Source organism: Lutibacter sp. A64 (genome assembly GCF_022429565.1).
Classification (GTDB): domain Bacteria; phylum Bacteroidota; class Bacteroidia; order Flavobacteriales; family Flavobacteriaceae; genus Lutibacter.
This window is the reverse complement of record NZ_CP092487.1, coordinates 2,589,101-2,609,892: the sequence shown is the minus strand read 5'-3', so window position 1 is coordinate 2,609,892 and position 20,792 is coordinate 2,589,101. Positions and strand designations below refer to the sequence as shown.

16 protein-coding genes are annotated in these 20,792 nt (G+C 29.8%); 7 read left to right on the top strand and 9 right to left on the bottom strand.

Going from position 1 to position 20,792, the window contains the following annotated elements; translation table 11 throughout:
- Positions 1–4: 4 nt before the first annotated feature.
- Both MKD41_RS10565 and MKD41_RS10560 read right to left on the bottom strand, forming a co-directional pair.
- The gene (locus MKD41_RS10565) at positions 5–2,377 is read right to left on the bottom strand and encodes a TonB-dependent receptor (RefSeq protein ID WP_240242262.1); all 2,373 of its coding nucleotides are present in this window, start codon (positions 2,375–2,377) and stop codon (positions 5–7) included.
- A gap of 213 nt (positions 2,378–2,590) precedes the next feature.
- On the bottom strand, positions 2,591–2,833 hold the full coding sequence (locus MKD41_RS10560) for a hypothetical protein (RefSeq protein ID WP_240242261.1): 243 nt from the start codon (positions 2,831–2,833) through the stop codon (positions 2,591–2,593).
- 189 nt (positions 2,834–3,022) lie between these two features.
- On the opposite strand from MKD41_RS10560, the gene MKD41_RS10555 reads away from it, so the two are divergent.
- Positions 3,023–3,418 carry a Fur family transcriptional regulator gene (locus MKD41_RS10555; RefSeq protein WP_240242260.1) on the top strand — a complete coding sequence of 132 codons (396 nt, stop codon included), beginning with the start codon at positions 3,023–3,025 and terminating at the stop codon, positions 3,416–3,418.
- Between the two features lie 60 nt (positions 3,419–3,478).
- On the opposite strand, the gene MKD41_RS10550 is transcribed toward MKD41_RS10555, so the two are convergent.
- The 3 genes from MKD41_RS10550 to MKD41_RS10540 form a co-directional block, all read right to left on the bottom strand.
- Positions 3,479–4,474, bottom strand: a complete 996-nt coding sequence (locus tag MKD41_RS10550) for an acyl-ACP desaturase (RefSeq protein WP_240242259.1) — start codon at positions 4,472–4,474, stop codon at positions 3,479–3,481.
- Positions 4,475–4,499: 25 nt separating this feature from the next.
- Entirely contained in the window at positions 4,500–5,231 is a 732-nt protein-coding gene (locus tag MKD41_RS10545; protein WP_240242258.1) for a lysophospholipid acyltransferase family protein, read from the bottom strand.
- 65 nt (positions 5,232–5,296) lie between these two features.
- On the bottom strand, positions 5,297–5,731 hold the full coding sequence (locus tag MKD41_RS10540; protein WP_240242257.1) for a hypothetical protein: 435 nt from the start codon (positions 5,729–5,731) through the stop codon (positions 5,297–5,299).
- Between the two features lie 290 nt (positions 5,732–6,021).
- Between MKD41_RS10540 and MKD41_RS10535 the strand changes: the two genes are divergently transcribed.
- The 4 genes from MKD41_RS10535 to MKD41_RS10520 all read left to right on the top strand — a co-directional run bounded on the left by MKD41_RS10535 (position 6,022) and on the right by MKD41_RS10520 (position 14,233).
- Positions 6,022–8,901, top strand: coding sequence for a TonB-dependent receptor domain-containing protein (locus MKD41_RS10535; RefSeq protein WP_240242256.1), 2,880 nt, complete (start codon positions 6,022–6,024; stop codon positions 8,899–8,901).
- Positions 8,902–9,326: 425 nt separating this feature from the next.
- Positions 9,327–12,242 (top strand): TonB-dependent receptor domain-containing protein, encoded by a 2,916-nt coding sequence (locus MKD41_RS10530; RefSeq protein WP_240242255.1) that lies wholly within the window; start codon positions 9,327–9,329, stop codon positions 12,240–12,242.
- A gap of 171 nt (positions 12,243–12,413) precedes the next feature.
- A complete protein-coding gene (gene atpD / locus MKD41_RS10525; RefSeq protein WP_240242254.1) occupies positions 12,414–13,922 on the top strand; it encodes a F0F1 ATP synthase subunit beta in 1,509 nt (502 codons plus the stop codon).
- Between the two features lie 32 nt (positions 13,923–13,954).
- Positions 13,955–14,233: a F0F1 ATP synthase subunit epsilon gene (locus MKD41_RS10520; protein ID WP_240242253.1), complete on the top strand. Its 279-nt coding sequence runs from the start codon at positions 13,955–13,957 to the stop codon at positions 14,231–14,233.
- 53 nt (positions 14,234–14,286) lie between these two features.
- On the opposite strand, the gene MKD41_RS10515 is transcribed toward MKD41_RS10520, so the two are convergent.
- Genes MKD41_RS10515 through MKD41_RS10505 form a run of 3 tightly spaced genes read right to left on the bottom strand, consistent with a single transcriptional unit; the run spans position 14,287 to position 18,808 of the window.
- Positions 14,287–14,850: a hypothetical protein gene (locus MKD41_RS10515; RefSeq protein ID WP_240242252.1), complete on the bottom strand. Its 564-nt coding sequence runs from the start codon at positions 14,848–14,850 to the stop codon at positions 14,287–14,289.
- A gap of 59 nt (positions 14,851–14,909) precedes the next feature.
- On the bottom strand, positions 14,910–18,293 hold the full coding sequence (locus MKD41_RS10510) for a hypothetical protein (RefSeq protein WP_240242251.1): 3,384 nt from the start codon (positions 18,291–18,293) through the stop codon (positions 14,910–14,912).
- A gap of 32 nt (positions 18,294–18,325) precedes the next feature.
- On the bottom strand, positions 18,326–18,808 hold the full coding sequence (locus tag MKD41_RS10505) for a methylated-DNA--[protein]-cysteine S-methyltransferase (protein WP_240242250.1): 483 nt from the start codon (positions 18,806–18,808) through the stop codon (positions 18,326–18,328).
- Between the two features lie 128 nt (positions 18,809–18,936).
- Between MKD41_RS10505 and MKD41_RS10500 the strand changes: the two genes are divergently transcribed.
- On the top strand, positions 18,937–19,305 hold the full coding sequence (locus MKD41_RS10500; protein ID WP_240242249.1) for a hypothetical protein: 369 nt from the start codon (positions 18,937–18,939) through the stop codon (positions 19,303–19,305).
- On the opposite strand, the gene MKD41_RS10495 is transcribed toward MKD41_RS10500, so the two are convergent.
- Complete coding sequence (locus tag MKD41_RS10495) at positions 19,302–20,069, bottom strand: TatD family hydrolase (protein ID WP_240242248.1); 768 nt, start codon at positions 20,067–20,069, stop codon at positions 19,302–19,304. The two genes, MKD41_RS10500 and MKD41_RS10495, sit on opposite strands and share 4 nt — an antisense overlap.
- A gap of 135 nt (positions 20,070–20,204) precedes the next feature.
- On the opposite strand from MKD41_RS10495, the gene MKD41_RS10490 reads away from it, so the two are divergent.
- Positions 20,205–20,765 carry a TetR/AcrR family transcriptional regulator gene (locus tag MKD41_RS10490; RefSeq protein ID WP_240242247.1) on the top strand — a complete coding sequence of 187 codons (561 nt, stop codon included), beginning with the start codon at positions 20,205–20,207 and terminating at the stop codon, positions 20,763–20,765.
- Positions 20,766–20,792 lie beyond the last annotated feature (27 nt).

The following is a 20,792-nucleotide window of genomic DNA, read 5'->3' as shown; positions in this document are numbered from 1 at the left end:
AATATTATTTAAAAGGTATTGTTAATGATATTGATAAATTTCTACCTGCTTCTGGAATGTCTATTAAGCGGTAGAAGCTGGTATGGTCAAAATATTTAGTATCAAATACATTGTTTAATTTTATACGCATTTCTATAGGCGCATTGTTTTTTATAAGGTTCATTTCTGTAACTAAAGACATATTTACTACTTGATAGCCATCTGTTTGTTCTTCAGGTGGTACAATTTCACTTTGAGATGCTGCTATTTTATAACTAGCACTTAATTGAGGTTTGTTTAAAAAAAGAAAGTCTTTAAGTTGATAATTTAGTGTAAATAGTCCTGATAATGGAGGTGAAAAAGGAAGTGTAAAATCTTTTTTTGCTCCACTGGTTTGATTAGAGTACACGTATTCTGCCGAAACATCTAATTGTAAATTTTCAGTAATTGTTGAACTTGCTCTAAATTCTCCTCCAATTCTAAATACTTTACTTTGTGTGTATTCATAAATTTGAAGGGTTTCATAATAATTTGAAGTTGGATTTAAATAAATATAGTTTTCAAAAAAATTGATAAAAGGACTAATTCCAACACTAAATAACTCAGTTGTATGGTCAATATCAATATCTAATTGATACGATTCTTCAGGGTCTAAATCTAGGTTTCCTTTTTCGTAACGGTACATATGATAGTTTACACCATCTGAAGCTAATTCATTAGATAAAGGCATTCTAAAACTCTTTCCAATATTTATTTTGTAGGTGGTATTTTTCTGCAAATAGCTTAAACCTGCAGAAGCGCTAATATTTCCAAAATCTAAGGTTTTATCTTGTGATCTTTGTAGGTATACATAAGATGTGGAACCATCATTATTATCTACAGTAGATTGATACCAATCGAAATACGATTTAGTGTCAAGCAATCCATAATCGTAACGAATACCAGCTAAAAAATGTAAATTAGAATTAATTTCAAATTGATCGTAGGCAAATGCCCCAATTGTAAATCGGTTATATTTTGGAATTAAAAATCCCCAGCCACCAATACTGTTATTTTGATATTCTATATTTAAACCGGCAACAATATCGTGTTGATTATTTGGGCTAAAAGCATCTCTAATGTTTAAAGCATAGGTGTTTTTATTAAATTCACGCTCTTTAGTGTTAGATGGTTTTGGCATATAACCATGTGGTGATGGTTCTGAATGTTCTTCTCTGTGATTGTTTTGAAAACCTAAATCGAAATGAAGTGTGTGGTTGTCAAGAGTTACAGAAGTATTATTAGTGATTTTAAAATGATTTACCTTGTGGAAAGGGTAATCAATATCCCTATTAGAACTGTCGTAATCTATAGTAGATGATCTAACTTCAAGTCCGTGTGCATTGGCAAAGAAGCCGTTTTTAGCATTTACATTACTAAAAAATGTTTCAGATTTTATATAGTCTGAAATATAGCCAATACTAAAACTTGCATTTGCTTCTTTACCGGCTGTATTTCTTAAATTATTATCATCGAGTTCAAAAATATAGTTTTCATAATTAATTTTATCGGTTGGAACTTTATAATCTCCATAATCTCTATAAGTTAATCTTCCACGATAAAACCATTTATCTTTTCTTGATTGAATACCTGCAGAGACACCTAATAAATCATTATTACTTTCACCTAAAAGGTTTACTTCTCCGTTAAAAGAATTTTTAAGAGGTGTTTTGGTAGGTTGAATATCTACAACACCAGCAATAGCATCAGATCCATAAAGTAACGATGCTGCGCCTTTTATAATTTGTATATTTTCAATTCCATATTGGTCTATTTCCAATCCGTGATCGCTTCCCCATTGTTGTGCTTCATGCTTTATGCCATTCTGTACAACGGCAACTCTATTAAATCCCAAACCTCTAATTACAGGTTTAGATTGTCCAGAACCTATGCTAATGGTGCTTACCCCAGGAATTTTACTTAGGGTTTGCATAAGACTATTTTCTCTATTTTTATTGAGAAATTCTTCAGAAACCATATAAGAAACCGTAGGAGATTCTTGAAGTACTCTTTTTTTAGTTTTTCCTTGAACTTCTATTTCGTTAAGTTTAGTTGCTGATTCGTTTAAAGAAATTGTAATAGGTTCTATTTTAGCAGCTGTACTTACAGTAAAAGTTTTGGGAGTGTAACCTATACAAGAAACTGTAAATGTATACACTTCTTTTGTCATATTTTTTATGTTAAACTCTCCGTTTGAAGATGAGATAGCAAATAAATTGTTGCTAATAATGTTAGCGCCTTCTATGGGTTGCTGTGTTTTAGCATCTATAACTATTCCTTTTATTTCAAAAGAGTTTTGGGAAAATGAAATAGCATAAAAGCTAAAACATAATAATATACTAAGTGATTTATGAAGCATAATGATACAAATAGGATTTGAATAATTGTTCTTTAAAAAAGAGCCACAACAAAATAGATACAAATAATGTTTAAAAAATTAATTTGGGTGTTTTATATCCCAGCGATACGTTTGTATTTAGGTTATTGCTATACAGAATAATGCTATTTAAATTAAGTTTATAAGAACCTAATAATTTAAATAGTTAAAATTCTAAATGATAAAATAGTGTAATTAGAGTAAAGAAGGCGGTGGCCGAGAAAATAATTGATTTGATTCAATTGTGCTTAAATTAATAAAACCATAATGGTTAATTAATTCTTTAGGAATAATAAATTCAATATTTTCAATTGTAAAATCTTGTAGGTCTGGAGTAAGTGCAGGGGTTAAGTTATGTGTAATTGCATTTTCACAAATAACACATTGTAAATCATGGTCATCGTCATTGTTATGTGATAGCGCATGAAGTCCTGTCATTTTTATTGAAATAAAAAGGACTAAGAATAGATATGTAATACTATTTTTATAACTTGCTCTCATTCAAGATGAAATTCATCATGCTTTATTAAAACGTAATAAACGCGACTCTATTGCGTTAATATTTTGCAAATGTATTATTTTTTTATAATATTGCTATAGTTTATTGCGAATAAATTGCATTAATTAATGAAGAGAAGAAATACACCTACAAAAGAAGCTGTTTTGGCTGTTTTATCAAAATCGGGTAAAGCAATGAGTCAAGAATCAATTGAGTTAGAAATAGATATTGCTATTAATAGAGCAACTATTTATAGAGTTTTAAATAGGTTCTGTGATGATGGAGTGTTGCATAAAATTGTTGCTGAAGATGGTATACAATATTTTGCGTTAAATAATCATGCTGAAAAAACTATAGAACATAAACACCTTCACTTTAGGTGTGTTAAATGTAAGGCAATAGAGTGTTTGCATGGGGAAGTTAATTTTTCAATTCCTAATGGTTACTTAGTTGAAGATGTGAATTGTATTTTAACAGGAGTTTGTAAAGATTGCTTAAATTCTAAGAGTAAAAATAAAGCCTAATAAGTTTAAAATTTATTAGGCCTTTTAATTTTATTTTTTTGAATGATAAACAAACCTGATTTAGGTTAAGGGATTCATCCATTTAAATTCATATTTTGTATTAGGTATTACAATTCTTTCTGTAATTCTATACATTCGGTCTGGTAATTTCATTAAATAATCTCTTGCTTTTTCAGCTTCGGCAGTTAATCCAGTTATTTTATCAATTTCCCAAGTAGCATTTAATTTTCTAATAATGTCTACATAGTCAAAACCAGTATAAACGCCAGCGCGTTGTGCAACAGCCGAAAACTGATCAAATAAAGTTCCTTTTTCTTCAAAAGAATGTCTTAAATGCATTGCAGGCATCACAATTTTATATTTCATCATATATTGAAAGGCCAACATCATTTCACTTGGGTCGTGTTGAAAAATTTGTCGTACAAATTCGGTATAAGCTAAGTGATGACGCATTTCGTCGCCAGCAATAATTTTAGACATTTTAGCTAATAATTTATGTCCGTTTTTACGTGCAATTTTAGCTACATTGTTGTGTGAGATGTAGGTTGCTAATTCTTGAAAGCTGGTGTAAACAAAGTTTTTGTATGGGTCTCGTGCAGTTCCAATATTAAAGCCATCACTAATTAAATGTTGTGTAGTTATTTCAACTTCACGCATATTTACTCTACCAGATAGGTATAAGTATTTGTTTAATACATCTCCGTGTCTGTTTTCTTCACCAGTCCAAGCTCTAATCCATTTTGCCCAGCCATTATCGCCTCCATTTGCGCTGTGTTGAGAAACGCCTTCGACATCTAATAGCCAAGATTCGTAGGTTGGTAAAGCTTCTTCGGTAATAGTATCTCCAACTAAAACTACCCAAAAATCATCATCTAATTCTTTAGATAATTCTCTAATTTCTTTTACTTCATCAATAAATTTTTCGTTTTGAGAATTTGGTAAAAAATCGGTTGGTTGCCAAATTTTTTCAGGAGTAATTAAAAACTTTTCTACAAAAGTATCTATATTTTTTTCTAGGGTTAGCATTACCTCTAACCGGATATTGTGTAACGACATGTCTAATTTTTTTAGTAGTAGGTCGCTAAATTACGGAATTTTTTATGGAGCTTTCAACTTTTTTAAATAAGTCTTCAAATTTTAAAGAGCTAGCTTCTATTGGTTCGTGAAAATTGAAAGTTACTTTTACGCCAACTTCTAATGGAAACATGCCAAATCTGTTAAGTTTCCAACAATTGTTAATTGTAACTGGAATTATATAGGCTGAAGGTGCAAATTTAGTAAGCATTTTTAGACCGTTTTCTGAAAATCGTCTAGGAACACCATCTTTACTTCTTGTTCCTTCAGGGAAAATTACGGCAGTATAGTTGTTTTTTTCAATATATTTTCCAAAATCTCTAATGGCTGCTAGGGATTGGCGAGGGTCTTTTCTGTCAATTAAAACGGAACCTCCGTGTCTTAAATTATATGAAACACTTGGAATACCTTTTCCTAATTCCATTTTAGAAACAAATTTTGGGTGATGTTTTCTTAAATAGTACGAAATTGGACTAATATCGTGCATGCTTTGGTGGTTAGAAACAACTATTAAAGGAACGTTTTTTGGAATATTATACTTATTTATAAATTTTATACGAGTTCCTAAAATATATAAAAGATAAGTTAGGGAACAGTTCATTATGTCAACTATAAACTTATGCCCTTTGTATTTACCAAAGTTAAAACCAATCCACTGTAATGCGTGGAAAAACAATAAGAGTATTCCATAAAAAAAATAGAATATAATAGATAAAAAATAGGGAAGTATTTTTTTCATATTCAAAATATAATTAGTTGTTTTAAAAGTGATCAAATTCACTTTTAAAACAACTTTAAATCTTATTAATTAGCGAACCACAAGTCCCAAGGAATTCTACTTAATATTAAAATTAATGCAATAGTGTAAAATATAGCAATTGTTTTAAATTTTGCACTATCTGTAGTTTTCTTTTTATGTTTAGAAAATCCAATTGTAATTAAAGCAATGGCAATAATACCCACAAAAGGGTGTTCAATTAAAATTTTTCTTAAATCACTATTTTTCATAACCTCTCCCATACCAACATTTCTCATTGATTCGTAAAAAGGAGATACGTAATAAGTTACTAAGCCTACAAGTAGTTGAATGTGAGTTGCAATTAATGCAAATAAAGAAATTCGTAAATCTTTAGCTTCAAATTTTTTGTTAGCTTTTAAGCCTAAGAAAGCATTGATAACTGCAAAAATTAACACAATAAGAACTATGTAAGCCCAGTAAGAGTGAATCATTTTAATCATAATAGTTAGTTTTTAGTTTCAGCAAAAATAGTTAAATATTATTTAATTAAAATTTTAAATTTTTAATAGCTTATTCTATAGGTTGAAATAATAAAATTTTTAATAAGTGATGTTTAATAATAAAATTTTGGTGAGTAATCTTTATAAATTTCTCTTAAAAGTAATACTATTATATTCGTAATAAAAAAGCTTGTTTTTTTTGCAATACCTATTTTTTTATTGTCTTTTTTAGGATATTCTAAAAATATTTGTATTTTGCAATTCTATTAACCAAAATCAAATAATATATTATGAAAAAATTACTAAGTGTTTTTTTTGTGCTATTAGGGGCTTCGGTGTTTGCTCAAACATCAATAAAGGGGTCTGTAATAGATGCAAAATCAGGGCAACTTATACCTGGAGCCAATATTAAGGTTGTAGGTAAATCTATTGGAACTACATCTGACTTTGATGGAAATTTTTCATTAAAATTAGCTCAAAATCCTCCATTTTTAATTGAGGTTTCATTAATAGGTTACACTTCAAAAGAAATTGAAATTACTCAAAATAATCAAAAAATAACCGTTTCATTAGAAGAATCTGCAACAGCTTTAGACGAGGTGGTTGTTTCTGCCTCTAGAACTCCAGAGCGTATTTTAGAATCTCCTGTTACTATTGAAAGAATGGATGCTGGAGAGATTAAAAACACATCCTCTCCTTCTTTTTATGGTGGCTTAGAAAATTTAAAAGGTGTAGATGTTAATACCAATAGTTTAACATTTAAATCTGTAAATACAAGAGGTTTTGCAACTTTTGCCAATACACGTTTTATGCAATTAGTAGATGGTATGGATAATTCTTCGCCAGCTCTTAATTTTAATTTAGGAAATTTATTAGGAATGTCAGAATTAGATGTTAATACTGTTGAGTTATTACCAGGAGCATCATCGGCATTGTATGGTGCAAATGCTTTTAATGGTGTTTTATTTATGACGAGCAAGAATCCTTTTAATTCTGAAGGTGTTAGTGTGTATGGTAAAACAGGGATTACATCATCTAAAGAGGCTGGTGATAACAATTTTGTTGATGCTGGTATTAGAATGGCTTATAAGTTTAGTGATAAATTTGCGGCAAAAGCTTCTTTTTCATTCTTAAAAGGAACAGAATGGTATGCTACAGATTACAATCAATATTTAGATAATGGAGCTGGTAATGCAGATACTGTAGTACCTGTTGCAGCGGGTCAAACAGCTTTTGATCAATTAAACGTCTACGGAGATGAAGTGCAATTGTCTGCAACACCATTTGGAAATCTTAGAGGTGTTGGTCAATATTTAGAGGCTATTGGTCAATTGCCTGCAGGATCTAGTGCTTATTTACCTCAAGATAATGTTTCTAGAACTGGTTATAAAGAGCGCGATTTAACAGATTATGTTGCAGAAAGTGCTAAAGTAGATATTGCATTGCATTACAAACCTTTTGAAGATGATTTAGAAATTATCTACAATGCTAAATTTGGGCAAGGAAATACTATTTATCAAGGAGCAAATAGATATAATATTAATAACTTTTTTATGCAACAACATAAAATTGAAGTTAGAAATGATAACTTTTTTGTAAGGGGTTATTTAACCGATGAAGATGCAGGAGATTCTTATGATATGCGTTTTGCAGGGATAAATTTAACCAAAGAAACTGCAGAACAATGGTTTGGTACTTATGCAGGTGCGTATTTGCAAAGTGTTTTAGGAGGTGCAAGTAACGATGCTGCTCACGCTAGTGCAAGGCAGTATGCAGATGCTAATGTGACTTTACAGCCAGGAACTCCAGAATTTAAAGAAGCTTTAAACCGAATTATATCAGACCCAGATTTAACAACTGGTGCAAAATTTCAAGATAAAACTAAAATATATCATGCAGATGCTAACTATAATTTTCATGAAATAATTGATTTTGCAGATGTACAAGTGGGTGGTTCTTGGAGACAATATTCTTTAAACTCGAGCGGAACTATCTTTACAGATTACGATGGTTCTATAGATTATAATGAGTATGGTGCTTATACACAAATTCAAAAAAAATATTTAGACGATAGATTAAAATTTACAGGTTCTATACGTTATGATAAAGCTAAGAATTTTGATGGAAATGTTTCACCAAGAATTTCATTATCTTACTCATTAGGAAAAGGTAAAACAAGAAATTTAAGGGCTTCATTTCAAACAGGATTTAGAAATCCAACTACTCAAGATCAATATATCGGTTTAGATGCTGGACAAGCAATATTAGTTGGTTCAGCTCCAGATAATTTAGATAGATACACGTCAAGTCCATTACAAAATAGTTCAACTGCGCAAGCTATAGGTATGCCATCAACAGTTCAGTTAAGTGGAAGATCGGCCTATGAAAATGCTTATACTTTAACGTCTCTTTACGCTTTTGGGGCAAGTGCTGCACAAGGAACAGTAAATCCAGGATTATTAAAAGTTGCTGATTTTGATTATGTAAAACCAGAAAAAGTAACTGCTTACGAAATAGGTTATAGAGCAGGTTTTGGAAAATTATCTTTAGATGCAAGTGCATATTACAATCAATATGAAGATTTTATAGGTAATAAAACGGTTGTTGTACCGCATTATGGTAATGTTGATTTGTCTGATATTGTTTCGCTTCCAACTCAATTAGGAGGGCCAACTCCAGCGGCTTTAATTGCAATTAGTAATGGAGATTATCAGCCATTTCAAGTTTATACAAATTCAAAAGCAGATATTGCTTCTTACGGAGGAAGTATTGGAGTGTCTACTACGTTATTTGGAAATTATAGCTTTGGGTTAAACTATACCTATGCTAAGTTTGATTTTGATCAATCTACAGATCCAGATTATGAAGCAGGATTTAATACTCCAGAGAATAAAGTGAAGTTCTCTGTTGGAAATACCGAGTTGATTGAAAATTTAGGTTTTGCTGTTAATATTCGTTGGAATGATGAATATATGTGGGAGTCTTCTATTGCAGATGCTATGATTGATGCAAAAACAGTTGTGGATGCACAAGTTAATTATACGGTTGATAAATGGAAGTCTACCTTTAAAATTGGAGCTGCTAATTTAGGAGGTAAAGAGTATTTTAGTGCGCCAGGTAATGGAAAAATCGGTTCGCAATATTTTGCTTCTTGGACCATAAACCCATAAGAAAATAAAACAGCTATTAAACTTTTAGTAGCAAACTATACAAAAACGCTTTTTAGGTGAAATTTCGCTTAAAAAGCGTTTGTTTTTTAGGGTGTTTTTTTAGTTACATTAGCTTCAATAAAAGTGAATTCTTAGTTTATTTTTTAGCTGTTATAGTTAAGAGATTGTTATTTTGAATTTTTTTCTGAAGCCTTTTTAGGAGAAAATAATGAAGCTTAAATATAAATTGTATTTAAGTTTTATGTAAAAAAAGTATATTTTAAATAGATGCTTTTTGAAATATAACTTTTTGATATTGTGATTGATACATTTAGAATAAAACATTTTATACAATTTACACTCTTCATTTATAATAACTTGTTTTAACGTTAATAGAGAAATAGTTGTAATTTGCGCTCTTGTTAATCAATATTATGTATGATATTATGAAGAAATTATTAAGTGTTTTTCTTGTACTATTTATGGGAACTTCTGTAATTGCCCAAACTGCAATATCAGGATATGTAATAGAAGCAAAAACAGGACAGCCAATACCAGGTGCTAATATTAAAGTAGTAGGAAAATCTATAGGAACTACAACTGATTTTGATGGGAATTTTTTGTTGAATACAGCCCAAAATCCACCATTTTCATTAGAAGTTTCACTAATTGGGTATACTACGGCTAAAGTTGAAATTACTAAAAATGATCAAAAAATAACAATTTCATTAGAAGAGTCTGCAACAGCTTTAGATGAGGTGGTTGTTTCTGCTTCTAGAACTCCAGAGCGTATTTTAGAATCTCCGGTTACTATTGAAAGAATGGATGTAAGAGAAATTAAAAACACTTCTTCTCCTTCTTTTTATGATGGTTTAGAAAATTTAAAAGGAGTTGACATTAATACCAATAGTTTAACTAATAAAAGTGTTAATACTAGAGGGTTTGCTACTTTTTCAAACACTAGGTTTATGCAATTAGTTGATGGTATGGATAATTCTTCACCTGCATTAAATTTTGCTTTGGGTAATCTTTTAGGCTTATCTGAGTTAGATGTAAATTCTGTTGAACTTTTACCAGGAGCATCTTCTGCATTATATGGTGCAAATGCTTTTAATGGTATTTTATTTATGACTAGTAAAAACCCTTTCGATTCTCCAGGAATTAGTACCTATGTTAAAACAGGAATTACTTCACAAAAAGCAGCAGGAGATAATAGATTTTTTGATGGTGGTATAAGAATGGCATATAAGTTTAGTGATAAATTTGCTGCAAAAGCTTCTTTTTCATTCTTAAAAGGAACAGATTGGTATGCTACAGATTATAGAGATTATGATCACGAAAATAGTGTAACAGGTTCAGCTACACCAATTTTAGATGAAACCGGACAAACATCTTTTGATAGAATGAATATTTATGGTGATGAGGTAAGTTTAGCTTCGGCTGGATTGGGTGATTTAAATTCGTTTGGGCAATATTTAGAAAGTATAGGTGCACTTCCTGCTGGTTCAAGTGCGTACTTACCACAAGATAATGTATCTAGAACGGGTTATAAAGAAGTAGATTTAACAGACTACAACGCGAGAAGTATTAAGACTAATATTTCATTACATTACCGTCCTTTTGCAGATGATTTAGAGTTGATTTATAATGCTAAATTTGGACATGGAAATACAATCTATCAAGGAACAAATAGGTATAATATTAATAATTTCTTTATGCAACAGCATAAGTTAGAAATTAAAAACGATCGTTTTTTTGTAAGAGGTTATTTAACAAGTGAAGATGGTGGAGACTCGTACGATTTAAAATTAGCTGGTGTTAATTTAACAAAACAAACTGCAGGAGAATGGTTTGGAACTTATGCAGGAGCATATTTGCAAGGTGTAATAGGGGGTGCTAGTAGTGATGTGGCACATGCGCAAGCAAGAGAATATGCAGATGCAAATATAACGGTACAACCAGGAACTCCTGAGTTTAAGAAAGCTTTGGGTGAAATTGTTTTAGATCCAGATTTTTTAACCGGAGCTAAATTTAAAGATAATACTAAACTATATCATGTAGATGCTAATTATAATTTTCAAGGATTAATTGATTTTGCTGATATTCAAATAGGAGGATCATTAAGACAATATGCATTAAATTCTGGAGGAACTATTTTTACAGATGCTGATGGGCCAATTCGTTATAATGAATATGGAGCTTATACTCAAATTCAAAAAAAATATTTAGACGATAGGCTAAAGTTTACAGGGTCTTTACGTTATGATAAAGCTAAAAACTTTGATGGAAATGTTTCGCCAAGAGTTTCCATGTCTTATTCTTTAGGAGAAGGGAAAACACGTAATTTAAGAGCTTCTTTTCAAACAGGATTTAGAAATCCAACAACCCAAGATTTGTATACAGGTTTAGATGCGGGTGTTGGTTTAATAGTTGGGTCTGCATTAGATAATTTAGATAGATATACATCTTCACCAATTCAAATTAATAGCGCAATTGGTCAGGCAGTAGTAGGAGCCACTACGGTTCAATTATCTGGAGCAAGGGCTTACGACAATGCATTTTCAGAATCATCTCTAATAAATTTTGCAACCGCAGTTCAAATAGCAATTGCAGCTGGAGCTACTCCAGCACAAGCTGCAGGTTTAAACGCAGGATTGTTAGAGCAATCTACTGTTGATTATGTGCAACCAGAGCATGTAACAGCTTTTGAAGTTGGGTATAGAGCAGGTTTTGGTAAATTTTCTATAGATGCAAGTGCATATTATAATGTGTTTGAAGATTTTATTGGAAATAAAAATGTAGCAGCACCTTTATATGGTGATGTAACTGCTTTTGATGCTACAAATGTAGCTACAGATCAAAACACACAATTATTGTTAGAAGCAATTGGAAGTGGAGATATACAAGGGTTTCAAATATATACAAATTCAACCGCAGATATTTCATCTTATGGTGGTAGTATTGGTTTAACCTCAAGAGTATATGGTAATTATGATTTGGGTTTAAATTATACCTATGCTAAGTTTGATTTTGATCAATCTTCTGATCCAGATTATGAAGCAGGATTTAATACGCCAGAACATAAAGTAAAATTATCTATTGGAAATACAGAAGTAATTAAAAATTTAGGTTTTAACCTAAATATAAGATGGAGCGATGAATATTTATGGCAATCTGTTATTGCAGATGCTATTATTGAAGAGAGAACCGTTATAGACGCACAAGTTAATTATACGGTTGATAAATGGAAATCTAATTTTAAAATTGGAGGAGCTAATTTAGGAGGTAAAGAGTATTTTAGTGCGCCGGGTAATGGAAAAATTGGATCGCAATATTTTGTTTCTTGGACTATAAATCCATAGTGATTATAGAAAAATAAAACCTTTAAAACGCCCCAATCTTTTGGGGCTTTTGTTTTTTTTTAAAAAACTTTTTTTTTATTTTTTAAATAAAAATCAAAAAACTATCTTTGCGACTTGAAAATGAAGATTGACTAAAAAGATTAATTATCTAAAATATAAACAGTTAAAGGAATGACAAAGGTTACGGGTAAAGTTGCGCAAATTATTGGTCCAGTTATAGACGTTGAGTTTGAGTCTGGGGCAGAACTTCCAAGAATATACGATTCATTAGAAATTAAAAGAGAAGATGGATCAATTTTAGTATTAGAAGTACAGTCTCATATTGGTGAAAATACTGTTAGAACAATTTCAATGGATTCATCTGATGGATTAAGTAGAGGAACAACAGTTTATGCTACAGGTAACGCAATACAAATGCCTGTTGGAGATGCTATTTATGGTCGTTTATTTAATGTTATTGGAGATGCAATTGATGGATTGGGAAATTTACCTAAAGAAGGTAAAAACGGACTTCCAATTCACAGACAAGCACCTAAATTTGATGAATTATCTACTTCAACAGAAGTTTTATTTACAGGAATTAAAGTAATTGACTTAATTGAGCCTTATGCTAAAGGTGGTAAAATTGGATTATTTGGTGGAGCCGGAGTTGGTAAAACTGTATTAATTCAAGAGTTAATTAATAATATAGCAAAAGGTCACGGTGGACTTTCAGTATTTGCTGGAGTTGGAGAAAGAACTCGTGAAGGAAATGACCTTTTAAGAGAGATGTTAGAATCGGGTATTATTAAATACGGTGATGATTTTATGCACTCTATGGAAGATGGAGGATGGGATTTATCTAAAGTTGATAAATCTGGAATGAAAGAATCTAAAGCCACTTTCGTATTCGGACAAATGAATGAGCCACCTGGAGCTCGTGCACGTGTTGCCTTATCTGGTTTAACAATTGCTGAATATTTTAGAGATGGTGCTGGTGAAGGACAAGGAAAAGATGTATTATTTTTCGTAGATAATATTTTCCGTTTTACACAAGCTGGTTCTGAGGTATCTGCACTTTTAGGTCGTATGCCATCTGCGGTAGGTTACCAACCAACATTAGCAACAGAAATGGGAGCAATGCAAGAGCGTATTACTTCAACTAAAAATGGTTCTATTACATCTGTACAAGCGGTTTACGTACCTGCAGATGATTTAACGGATCCTGCGCCAGCAACAACGTTTGCACATTTAGATGCAACCACAGTATTGTCTCGTAAAATTGCTGAGTTAGGTATTTATCCTGCAGTAGATCCATTAGATTCTACTTCAAGAATTTTAACTGCTGACATTTTAGGAAAAGAACACTACGAATGTGCTCAAAATGTAAAAGAATTGTTACAACGTTATAAAGAATTACAAGATATCATTGCTATTTTGGGTATGGAAGAATTATCTGAAGAAGATAAATTAGTTGTACATAGAGCACGTAGAGCACAACGTTTCTTATCGCAACCATTCCACGTAGCAGAACAATTTACAGGTATTCCTGGGGTTTTAGTTGATATTAAAGATACTATTAAAGGCTTTAATATGATTATGAATGGTGAATTAGATAAATATCCAGAAGCAGCATTTAACCTTAGAGGTTCTATTCAAGATGCAATTGATGCTGGAGAGAAAATGTTAGTAGAAGCATAATTTTAATTGCTTAAAGCCAAAAGCTAAAAAAAATGATTTTAGAAATAGTATCGCCAGAAGCAACATTATTACATTCAGAAGTTGATTTAATAGCTGTTCCAGGTATTAATGGTGATTTTCAAATGTTAAATAATCACGCACCAATTGTTTCTTTACTTGTTGAAGGAACTGTAAGATTTAAAGGTGAAAATGTTAAAATTGAAAAACAATTTGCTGATAATTTTACAAATACTAATGGAGAATATGCACTTTCAATTAAAAGTGGAACTATTGAAATGAAAGAAAACAAGATTATTATTCTTGCAGATTAATTTTCAAAATACATATATAAAAAAATGCCGAGCAATTTTGCTCGGCATTTTTTTTAGAATCGTTTTCCTATAAATATTCCACCTCTAAAAAAACCTCCTGGAGATGCTTCACTTAAACCAAGTGTTCTTCCTCCTCCGGCAAATATTTCTAAAATAAAACCATTATTATTTACCCATTTTTTTCCTATGGATAAGCCTAAAGCGGTATCAAAATAATCGTTATCAGTATTATAAGAATCATAATCATCATCATCTGTTCCAAATGAAAATTTAGAAAACCCTTCAATAAATAGCCCTTTTGCTCCATAATGTTGTCGGTTTAAAAAGTACATTCTGTAAAAAGGAGTAATTGAAAATTTTTCGAAATAAGCATCGTTTTCTCTTGGGTTTACCAATAGAGATACACCATAACCAGAGGCATCGTTTCCAATAAATTCATAGCTAGCTTCAACAATACCGCCAATTGCTAATTTTGCGGCATCAATTTTAAATTCACTTAAATGTGATGGCCCTCTATAATTTTGTTGTACATTATTTATTCTATAAGCCCCTTTATAACCTTGAGAAAATACTGTTAAACTAAACAGCAAGGCTATAGTAAATGTAATTGTTTTCATAACCTGTAATTTAATTATTATGGTAATTACAAAAACTAAACCAAAAATTAGAAATGGTTTTAAAAAATTGCTTTTAGTTGAATTGTTCCGGTATGAATTGTAGTTGAGGTTTCACTTTTTCTTCCTAAATAATTTAAATTTAAATTTAAAAAAGAATTAATTTTTTTGTAGAATAATAGGCTCCAAGTATAATTTTTTCCAGGTTGTAAGCCTTCTAACATTTGATAGGCAATTGGTGTATTACTACTGCCTTCAAAATTATTATTAAATAAATCTACAGAAGCTTTTAATAAGTTTTTTGAATTGTTAGCGTAATTAATTTCAACTCCAAGTTTATTTGATGTTAAGGTTTCAAAATCTTCAATTTGATTTTCTTTCTTTTTTGTTTCAAAATATAAAGAGAAATAAGTTGAAGTATTGTAATAATATGAAATCTTAGGAAACAGACTTTTTGTATTTAACTTGTAGTTTCTATTGTCGTAATTTAACGAAGCGGTTTTATTTGTGGCTTCGCTAATATCAAAATTTAATTGCCAATAATCACCTATTTTATGTTCAAATTGTAATTTGTGTTGTTGAATAGTGTTTTCTAAATTATCTATTGTTGTGGTGTTTTTACTTTTAGAATTTATAAAATTATAAGTAGTAGAATAGGTTTTTAAGCCTTTGTTAAAATAAAAACTATTGTTTAGGTTAAAATTTAATCCTAATAAATTTGGATTGTTTGTTTTAAATGGATTTAGATTAAATGCATCAGCTTCCTTTTTTTGTTTGCTATCAATTAAAATATACGTTTGATTGTAAAAATGTGAAATCAATTTTTTAAATCCAGTTTTAGCATTCCATTGTTGTGGATTTATTGCTACTATTTGCGAAAACTTGTTTTGATGTGTTGCAATATAATTTAAACTTGGTAAAATTACTCTTAAATAGGTTGCTTGATCGGTAAATTGAGCAATTTCAAACTCGTTAAGCTCTTTAATTTCATTATTGTTATAATCTATCCAAGTGTAAAAACCTTGTCCTGGTTCGGTTTTTATATACGTATAATCTTGTTGTGGTAAGGTTCCAGAAAGTGTTTGATAACTTGTATTAAAATTTAAGAACTGGTTAAATAATTGTTGATTATAGGTTATTTTAGAATTTAAAGAATTTTCGTTTTTAAAGTTTAAATTATCAACCGTTCTATAATTAATATAAGCCTTTAAATTTGTTGTTTTTGAAGCTAATAATGTAGATTTTAAATAAAATGTTTTAGAGTTATTTACTTGTTCAAAATTGGTATTCTGAATACTGTCTGTAGTTCTAAAGTTTACACCAAATTGTGTATAAACGTCTGTTGAATCTCCAACTCCAAAAAAAGCTTCAATTTCATTAAATTTATGACTCGTTTTTAAAGCTGTTTTTGTTATAATTTCTGTTCGTTTATTGTTTTCACCATTAAAAGTTATACCATACCAACTTTTTAAAAGGTTGTATTTAGAACTGATATAATACCTTAAAAAAGTTCCTTCTTCAAATGAGGTTTTATTATTTAAAATGCTTGTGTTAAATTGTAAATTGCTATTTTTATGAGTTAAATTTCCAAATAAATGATGTTTGTTTCCTTTAAAAGAATCGCTAAATTCTAAGTTTTCAAATAGATAATTAATAGCATTGTTTTTTTGGTTTGATAAGCTTAGAGAGCTACTAATTAATTTCTGATTTCCACTAATGGTTTCAATATTCCAATCTCTATTAAATTCTATACTTTGTATGCGTTCAATACTTTTAAATTTACTGTTTATAAAGTCATATTTTAGATTGCTTTTTAATTGCCATTTTTTTTGAAATATAATTTGATCCCAATTCAATTTTGATGCCAATCCGTTGTTAGCTGAATCATCTAGGTTAGAAAATAAATTCTCATCATTATTACTAAATGCAGTTTCTGCATTAATAGTTGTTTTTTCTGTTGGGTTGTATGTTGCTTTAAAAACTGAAACTTGCAATTTATTGGGAGCAATTAATTGAGTAATTGGGTTGTAATTTCCTGCGTTTTCTCCAGCATATTCGTAAATTTTTCCGAGCGCAATAACATCTTTTAAGATATAACTTCCAGTGTTTTCACCAACATAAGTAAAGGCAACATTGTATAATTCATCTGCTTCATTTGTTGAGTATTCAAAAATTTCTGAAGTTCCAATAAGTTTTTTTTTATATAATATTTTGTCTTCAGAATAGCTGTCTATATAAGCCGAAGGCGTAACCATTAGGTTAGAATTATTCCCAGCTTCAGAAAGTAATTGTTTTTGCTCGTCTGATAAATCTTGTTCTAAAGGTTGGTTTTTTAGGTCGTTTTCATTGTAAAAATAACCGCTAACGCTTAATTTATCACTTTTATAAGCTATATTATTATAGGTTACAAAACGCGTATAAACTCTATCTGTATATTGATATTCAGCAGTAATGCGCATATCTGCAGTAATTGGATATGTAGTTGTAAACATAATTTCTGCGGTGTTATAATCTATGATGTAATCGTTTTCTTCACCGCGTTTAAGAGGTATTCCATTAACATAAATTTGCTCGGTTCCAGATAAAATTAAGATATAACTACTAGTATTGTCTGACAAACTATAAGGACCTTGATTGCCTTCTAAACCATTAAACTCTATTTTTTTGTATTTCCCTTTTACAATAGCACCCGAAGTTTCAATGTCAATTTCAGAATTATCATTTAAAATTTTGGCATTTATACCCAAACCAGACACTTTTTTATTAAAATTTAAAAATGAAGTTTCGTAGTTATTTAAATAGATATCTCCAGCATTTATATTCCAATTATCGCTTGATAATTCAATAAAAACACGGTCAAATTCGTTTAATTTATAGGTATTTCCATTTTCTTGAATAGGTAAGTTAGTATCTAAAATAGCGGCTTTTAAGCTTATTTTATCTGATAGTTTTCCTACAATTTGTAAATCTAATGAAGAGTTTACAACACCATTTTGGTTATTTCCAACAGATAAGCCTCTGGTAATATTTCCAGCGGTATTTAAGCCGTTAAAAGGTTTAAAAGGTAATTTATCTTGATTTGTTGTTAAGCTGTATAATTGCGTTTGATTTGAGCTATTGGGAACAATTAATTTTTTATCAAACACAGTATATTCTTTAGTTAAAAAATCTGGATACGATGTGTATTTAACACTAATTTCAGAAAATGTATTTTTTGAATTAAAAACCAATAATGCTTTTGAAAAATCAATGCTATATTCTGAGCTATCAATCAGTATATTGTTTTTAGAAAATACCTTAAAGTTAAAAGGGGTAATACTTACAGAATCAATTCTTATTGAATCGTTTTTTACAATAAATGTTTTTTTATGATGGTTTTTAGATCCGTTTTGGGCATTGGAAATTAAGCTAACTAATAGAATTATTAAGAGAAAGCATTTTTTCATTTTTATACGAATGGAGTTTGCACAAAAATAGTTTAAAATAATGACTGTTGTGTAGATGGATTTTCGTGTTCTAATAACCACTTTTTTCGCCATAAACCACCGGCATAACCTATTAAAGAACCATCACTTCCAATAATTCTATGGCAAGGTATTACAATCCAAAGTGGGTTTTTACCATTAGCAGCGGCAACTGCTCTAATTGCTTTTACGTTACCAATTGCCTTGCTTTGTTTTAGGTATGTGCTGGTTTTTCCAAAGGGGACTTGTTGTAATTCTGTCCAAATTTTTTTTTGAAATTCGGTTCCTTGCGGATTTAATTTTAAGTTGAAAGTGCTTCGTTTTCCAGTAAAATATTCATCTAACTGTAAAACACAATCTTTTAAACAGGTTGGTATTTCTTTTGAAGTACTAATTACATCATCTATAACAGTAATTTTTGAAATTCCATCAGAATTTCCTTCAACCTTAGCAGTTCCAATAGGTGTTTTTAAATAGCTTATTTTAAATTTTTCCAATTGTTTTTATTTCATTTATTGGTTTTAAAGATACATTTATTTATAAGAACCTACCAATGGTTAGAAAAACACGCTATTTATCAGTAGTTAAGCTTTTTAATGTTTTTTTACATTAACTTTGTTTTAATATGAAAGCTTTTAAATTTATTTTAATTCTTTTAATTTTCTCTTCTGTACTATCTTGTGATAATGAGGATGAAATGGACTATTCAAATCAATTAGTTGGTGAATGGATGCGAAGTGATTTTAGTGATGATTTTGAGTTTAAATTAATTTTTCAAGAAGATAATACTGGATTAAGAATTTATAAAGAAGGTACTATGGATACTAAAATTGTTTCTTCACTTGTTCAGTTTAATTGGAGTTTAGATAAAGATACATTGACGTTTGATGAGTATGAAAAAACAATTAAAACCAAATACGCTATCAATTCTGAAGGAGCACTTATTTTAGAAAATTATTCAGAATTACCTTTTATTAGAATGCAAACAGATTAAATTTTAAAAATGTCTTTTGAATTTTGCGTAGTTATTTCAGCAATTTCTTGTGGTGTTAACCCATAAATATCTACTAGTTTATCTAACACTTTTGTAATATAGCTGCTTTCATTTCTTTTACCACGAAATGGTGTAGGTGCCAAATAAGGAGCGTCGGTTTCTAAAACAATATGCTCTATAGCAATTTCATTTAAAAACTGATCTATTTTACCATTTTTAAACGTTACCACACCTCCAATTCCTAATTTCATATTGTATGAAATTGCTTTTTTAGCTTGTTCTAAAGTCCCGGTAAAACAATGAAAAATTCCAAATAAATTTGCATCATTAACCTCTTCTAAAACTTCAAAAACTTCATTAAAAGCATCTCTACAATGTATAACAATTGGTAATTTTTTTTCTTTAGCCCATTTAATTTGCTGTTTAAAGGCATATTGTTGTTCTTTTAAAAAAGTTTTGTCCCAAAATAAATCTATACCAATTTCTCCAACAGCATAAAACGTACGTTTATCCAGCCATTTTTTTACAAAAGCTAACTCTTCTTCAACATTTTCTTTAACGTGAGTTGGGTGTAAACCCATCATTAAAAACATATTTTTAGGAAATGATTTTTCCAAATCTAACATTGCAGGTAAATAGGTAGAATCAATTGCAGGGATAAAAAAACGAGAAACGTTAGCATCTAAAGCGCGTTGTATCATTTCATTTTTGTCTTCATTAAATTGTTCGCTGTATAAATGCGTATGTGTATCTGTAATTATCATAGCGCAAAAGTAATTAAAAAAACAACTTGTTTAAAGTTTAAAAAAATGTGTTTTAAATCTAAAATAAAGTTTTTAACATTTTTTTAATCTATTGTTTCTAAATAAACGTTTAGTTTTGTGGTGTAAAATTTTAGAATGCCTAGAGTAAAAAAATATAACGAGCAAGAAGTTTTAGAAAAAGCTATGAATCTTTTTTGGAAAAATGGTTATGAAACTACTTCTATGCAACAGTTAGAGAAAGAAATGGGTATTAATAAATTTTCTATTTATGCTAGTTTTGGTAGTAAAAATGGAATTTTAATTGAGAGTTTAAGATGCTATAATAAAAAATTACATGTGCTTATTAATAAAATGAAAAAAGCAAATGGAGTTTTAGCTATTAAACAATATTTTTATGATTTTATAGATTTTTCTAGTGAAAAAACAATTTTTAAAGGCTGTTTAATAACCAATACTGCAAACGAATTTATTGGGAGTGTTGATGAGTTAGTAAAAAAAATGCTAACAGATTATACCTTAGACGTAAGGAATGCTTTTATTTTAAAATTAAAAGAAGAAAATATATTTGACCAAACTCAAATAGAACAAAAAGCAGATTTTTTAATAATAGCTATGTTTGGTTTTTCTTCAGCAACTCGTGTTTTTAATCAACAACAATTGGAAAATTACATCCAAAATATTTTTAAAAGCATATAAAAAAATTTAATTAATAACTAACTAAGT

Coding starts and splice junctions, on each gene's coding strand:
- MKD41_RS10565 (WP_240242262.1), bottom strand. CDS start 2,377: ATGCTTCATAAATCACTTAGTATATTATTATGTTTTAGCTTTTATGCT.
- MKD41_RS10560 (WP_240242261.1), bottom strand. CDS start 2,833: ATGACAGGACTTCATGCGCTATCACATAACAATGACGATGACCATGAT.
- MKD41_RS10555 (WP_240242260.1), top strand. CDS start 3,023: ATGAAGAGAAGAAATACACCTACAAAAGAAGCTGTTTTGGCTGTTTTA.
- MKD41_RS10550 (WP_240242259.1), bottom strand. CDS start 4,474: ATGTCGTTACACAATATCCGGTTAGAGGTAATGCTAACCCTAGAAAAA.
- MKD41_RS10545 (WP_240242258.1), bottom strand. CDS start 5,231: ATGAAAAAAATACTTCCCTATTTTTTATCTATTATATTCTATTTTTTT.
- MKD41_RS10540 (WP_240242257.1), bottom strand. CDS start 5,731: ATGATTAAAATGATTCACTCTTACTGGGCTTACATAGTTCTTATTGTG.
- MKD41_RS10535 (WP_240242256.1), top strand. CDS start 6,022: ATGAAAAAATTACTAAGTGTTTTTTTTGTGCTATTAGGGGCTTCGGTG.
- MKD41_RS10530 (WP_240242255.1), top strand. CDS start 9,327: ATGAAGAAATTATTAAGTGTTTTTCTTGTACTATTTATGGGAACTTCT.
- atpD (WP_240242254.1), top strand. CDS start 12,414: ATGACAAAGGTTACGGGTAAAGTTGCGCAAATTATTGGTCCAGTTATA.
- MKD41_RS10520 (WP_240242253.1), top strand. CDS start 13,955: ATGATTTTAGAAATAGTATCGCCAGAAGCAACATTATTACATTCAGAA.
- MKD41_RS10515 (WP_240242252.1), bottom strand. CDS start 14,850: ATGAAAACAATTACATTTACTATAGCCTTGCTGTTTAGTTTAACAGTA.
- MKD41_RS10510 (WP_240242251.1), bottom strand. CDS start 18,293: ATGAAAAAATGCTTTCTCTTAATAATTCTATTAGTTAGCTTAATTTCC.
- MKD41_RS10500 (WP_240242249.1), top strand. CDS start 18,937: ATGAAAGCTTTTAAATTTATTTTAATTCTTTTAATTTTCTCTTCTGTA.
- MKD41_RS10495 (WP_240242248.1), bottom strand. CDS start 20,069: ATGATAATTACAGATACACATACGCATTTATACAGCGAACAATTTAAT.
- MKD41_RS10490 (WP_240242247.1), top strand. CDS start 20,205: ATGCCTAGAGTAAAAAAATATAACGAGCAAGAAGTTTTAGAAAAAGCT.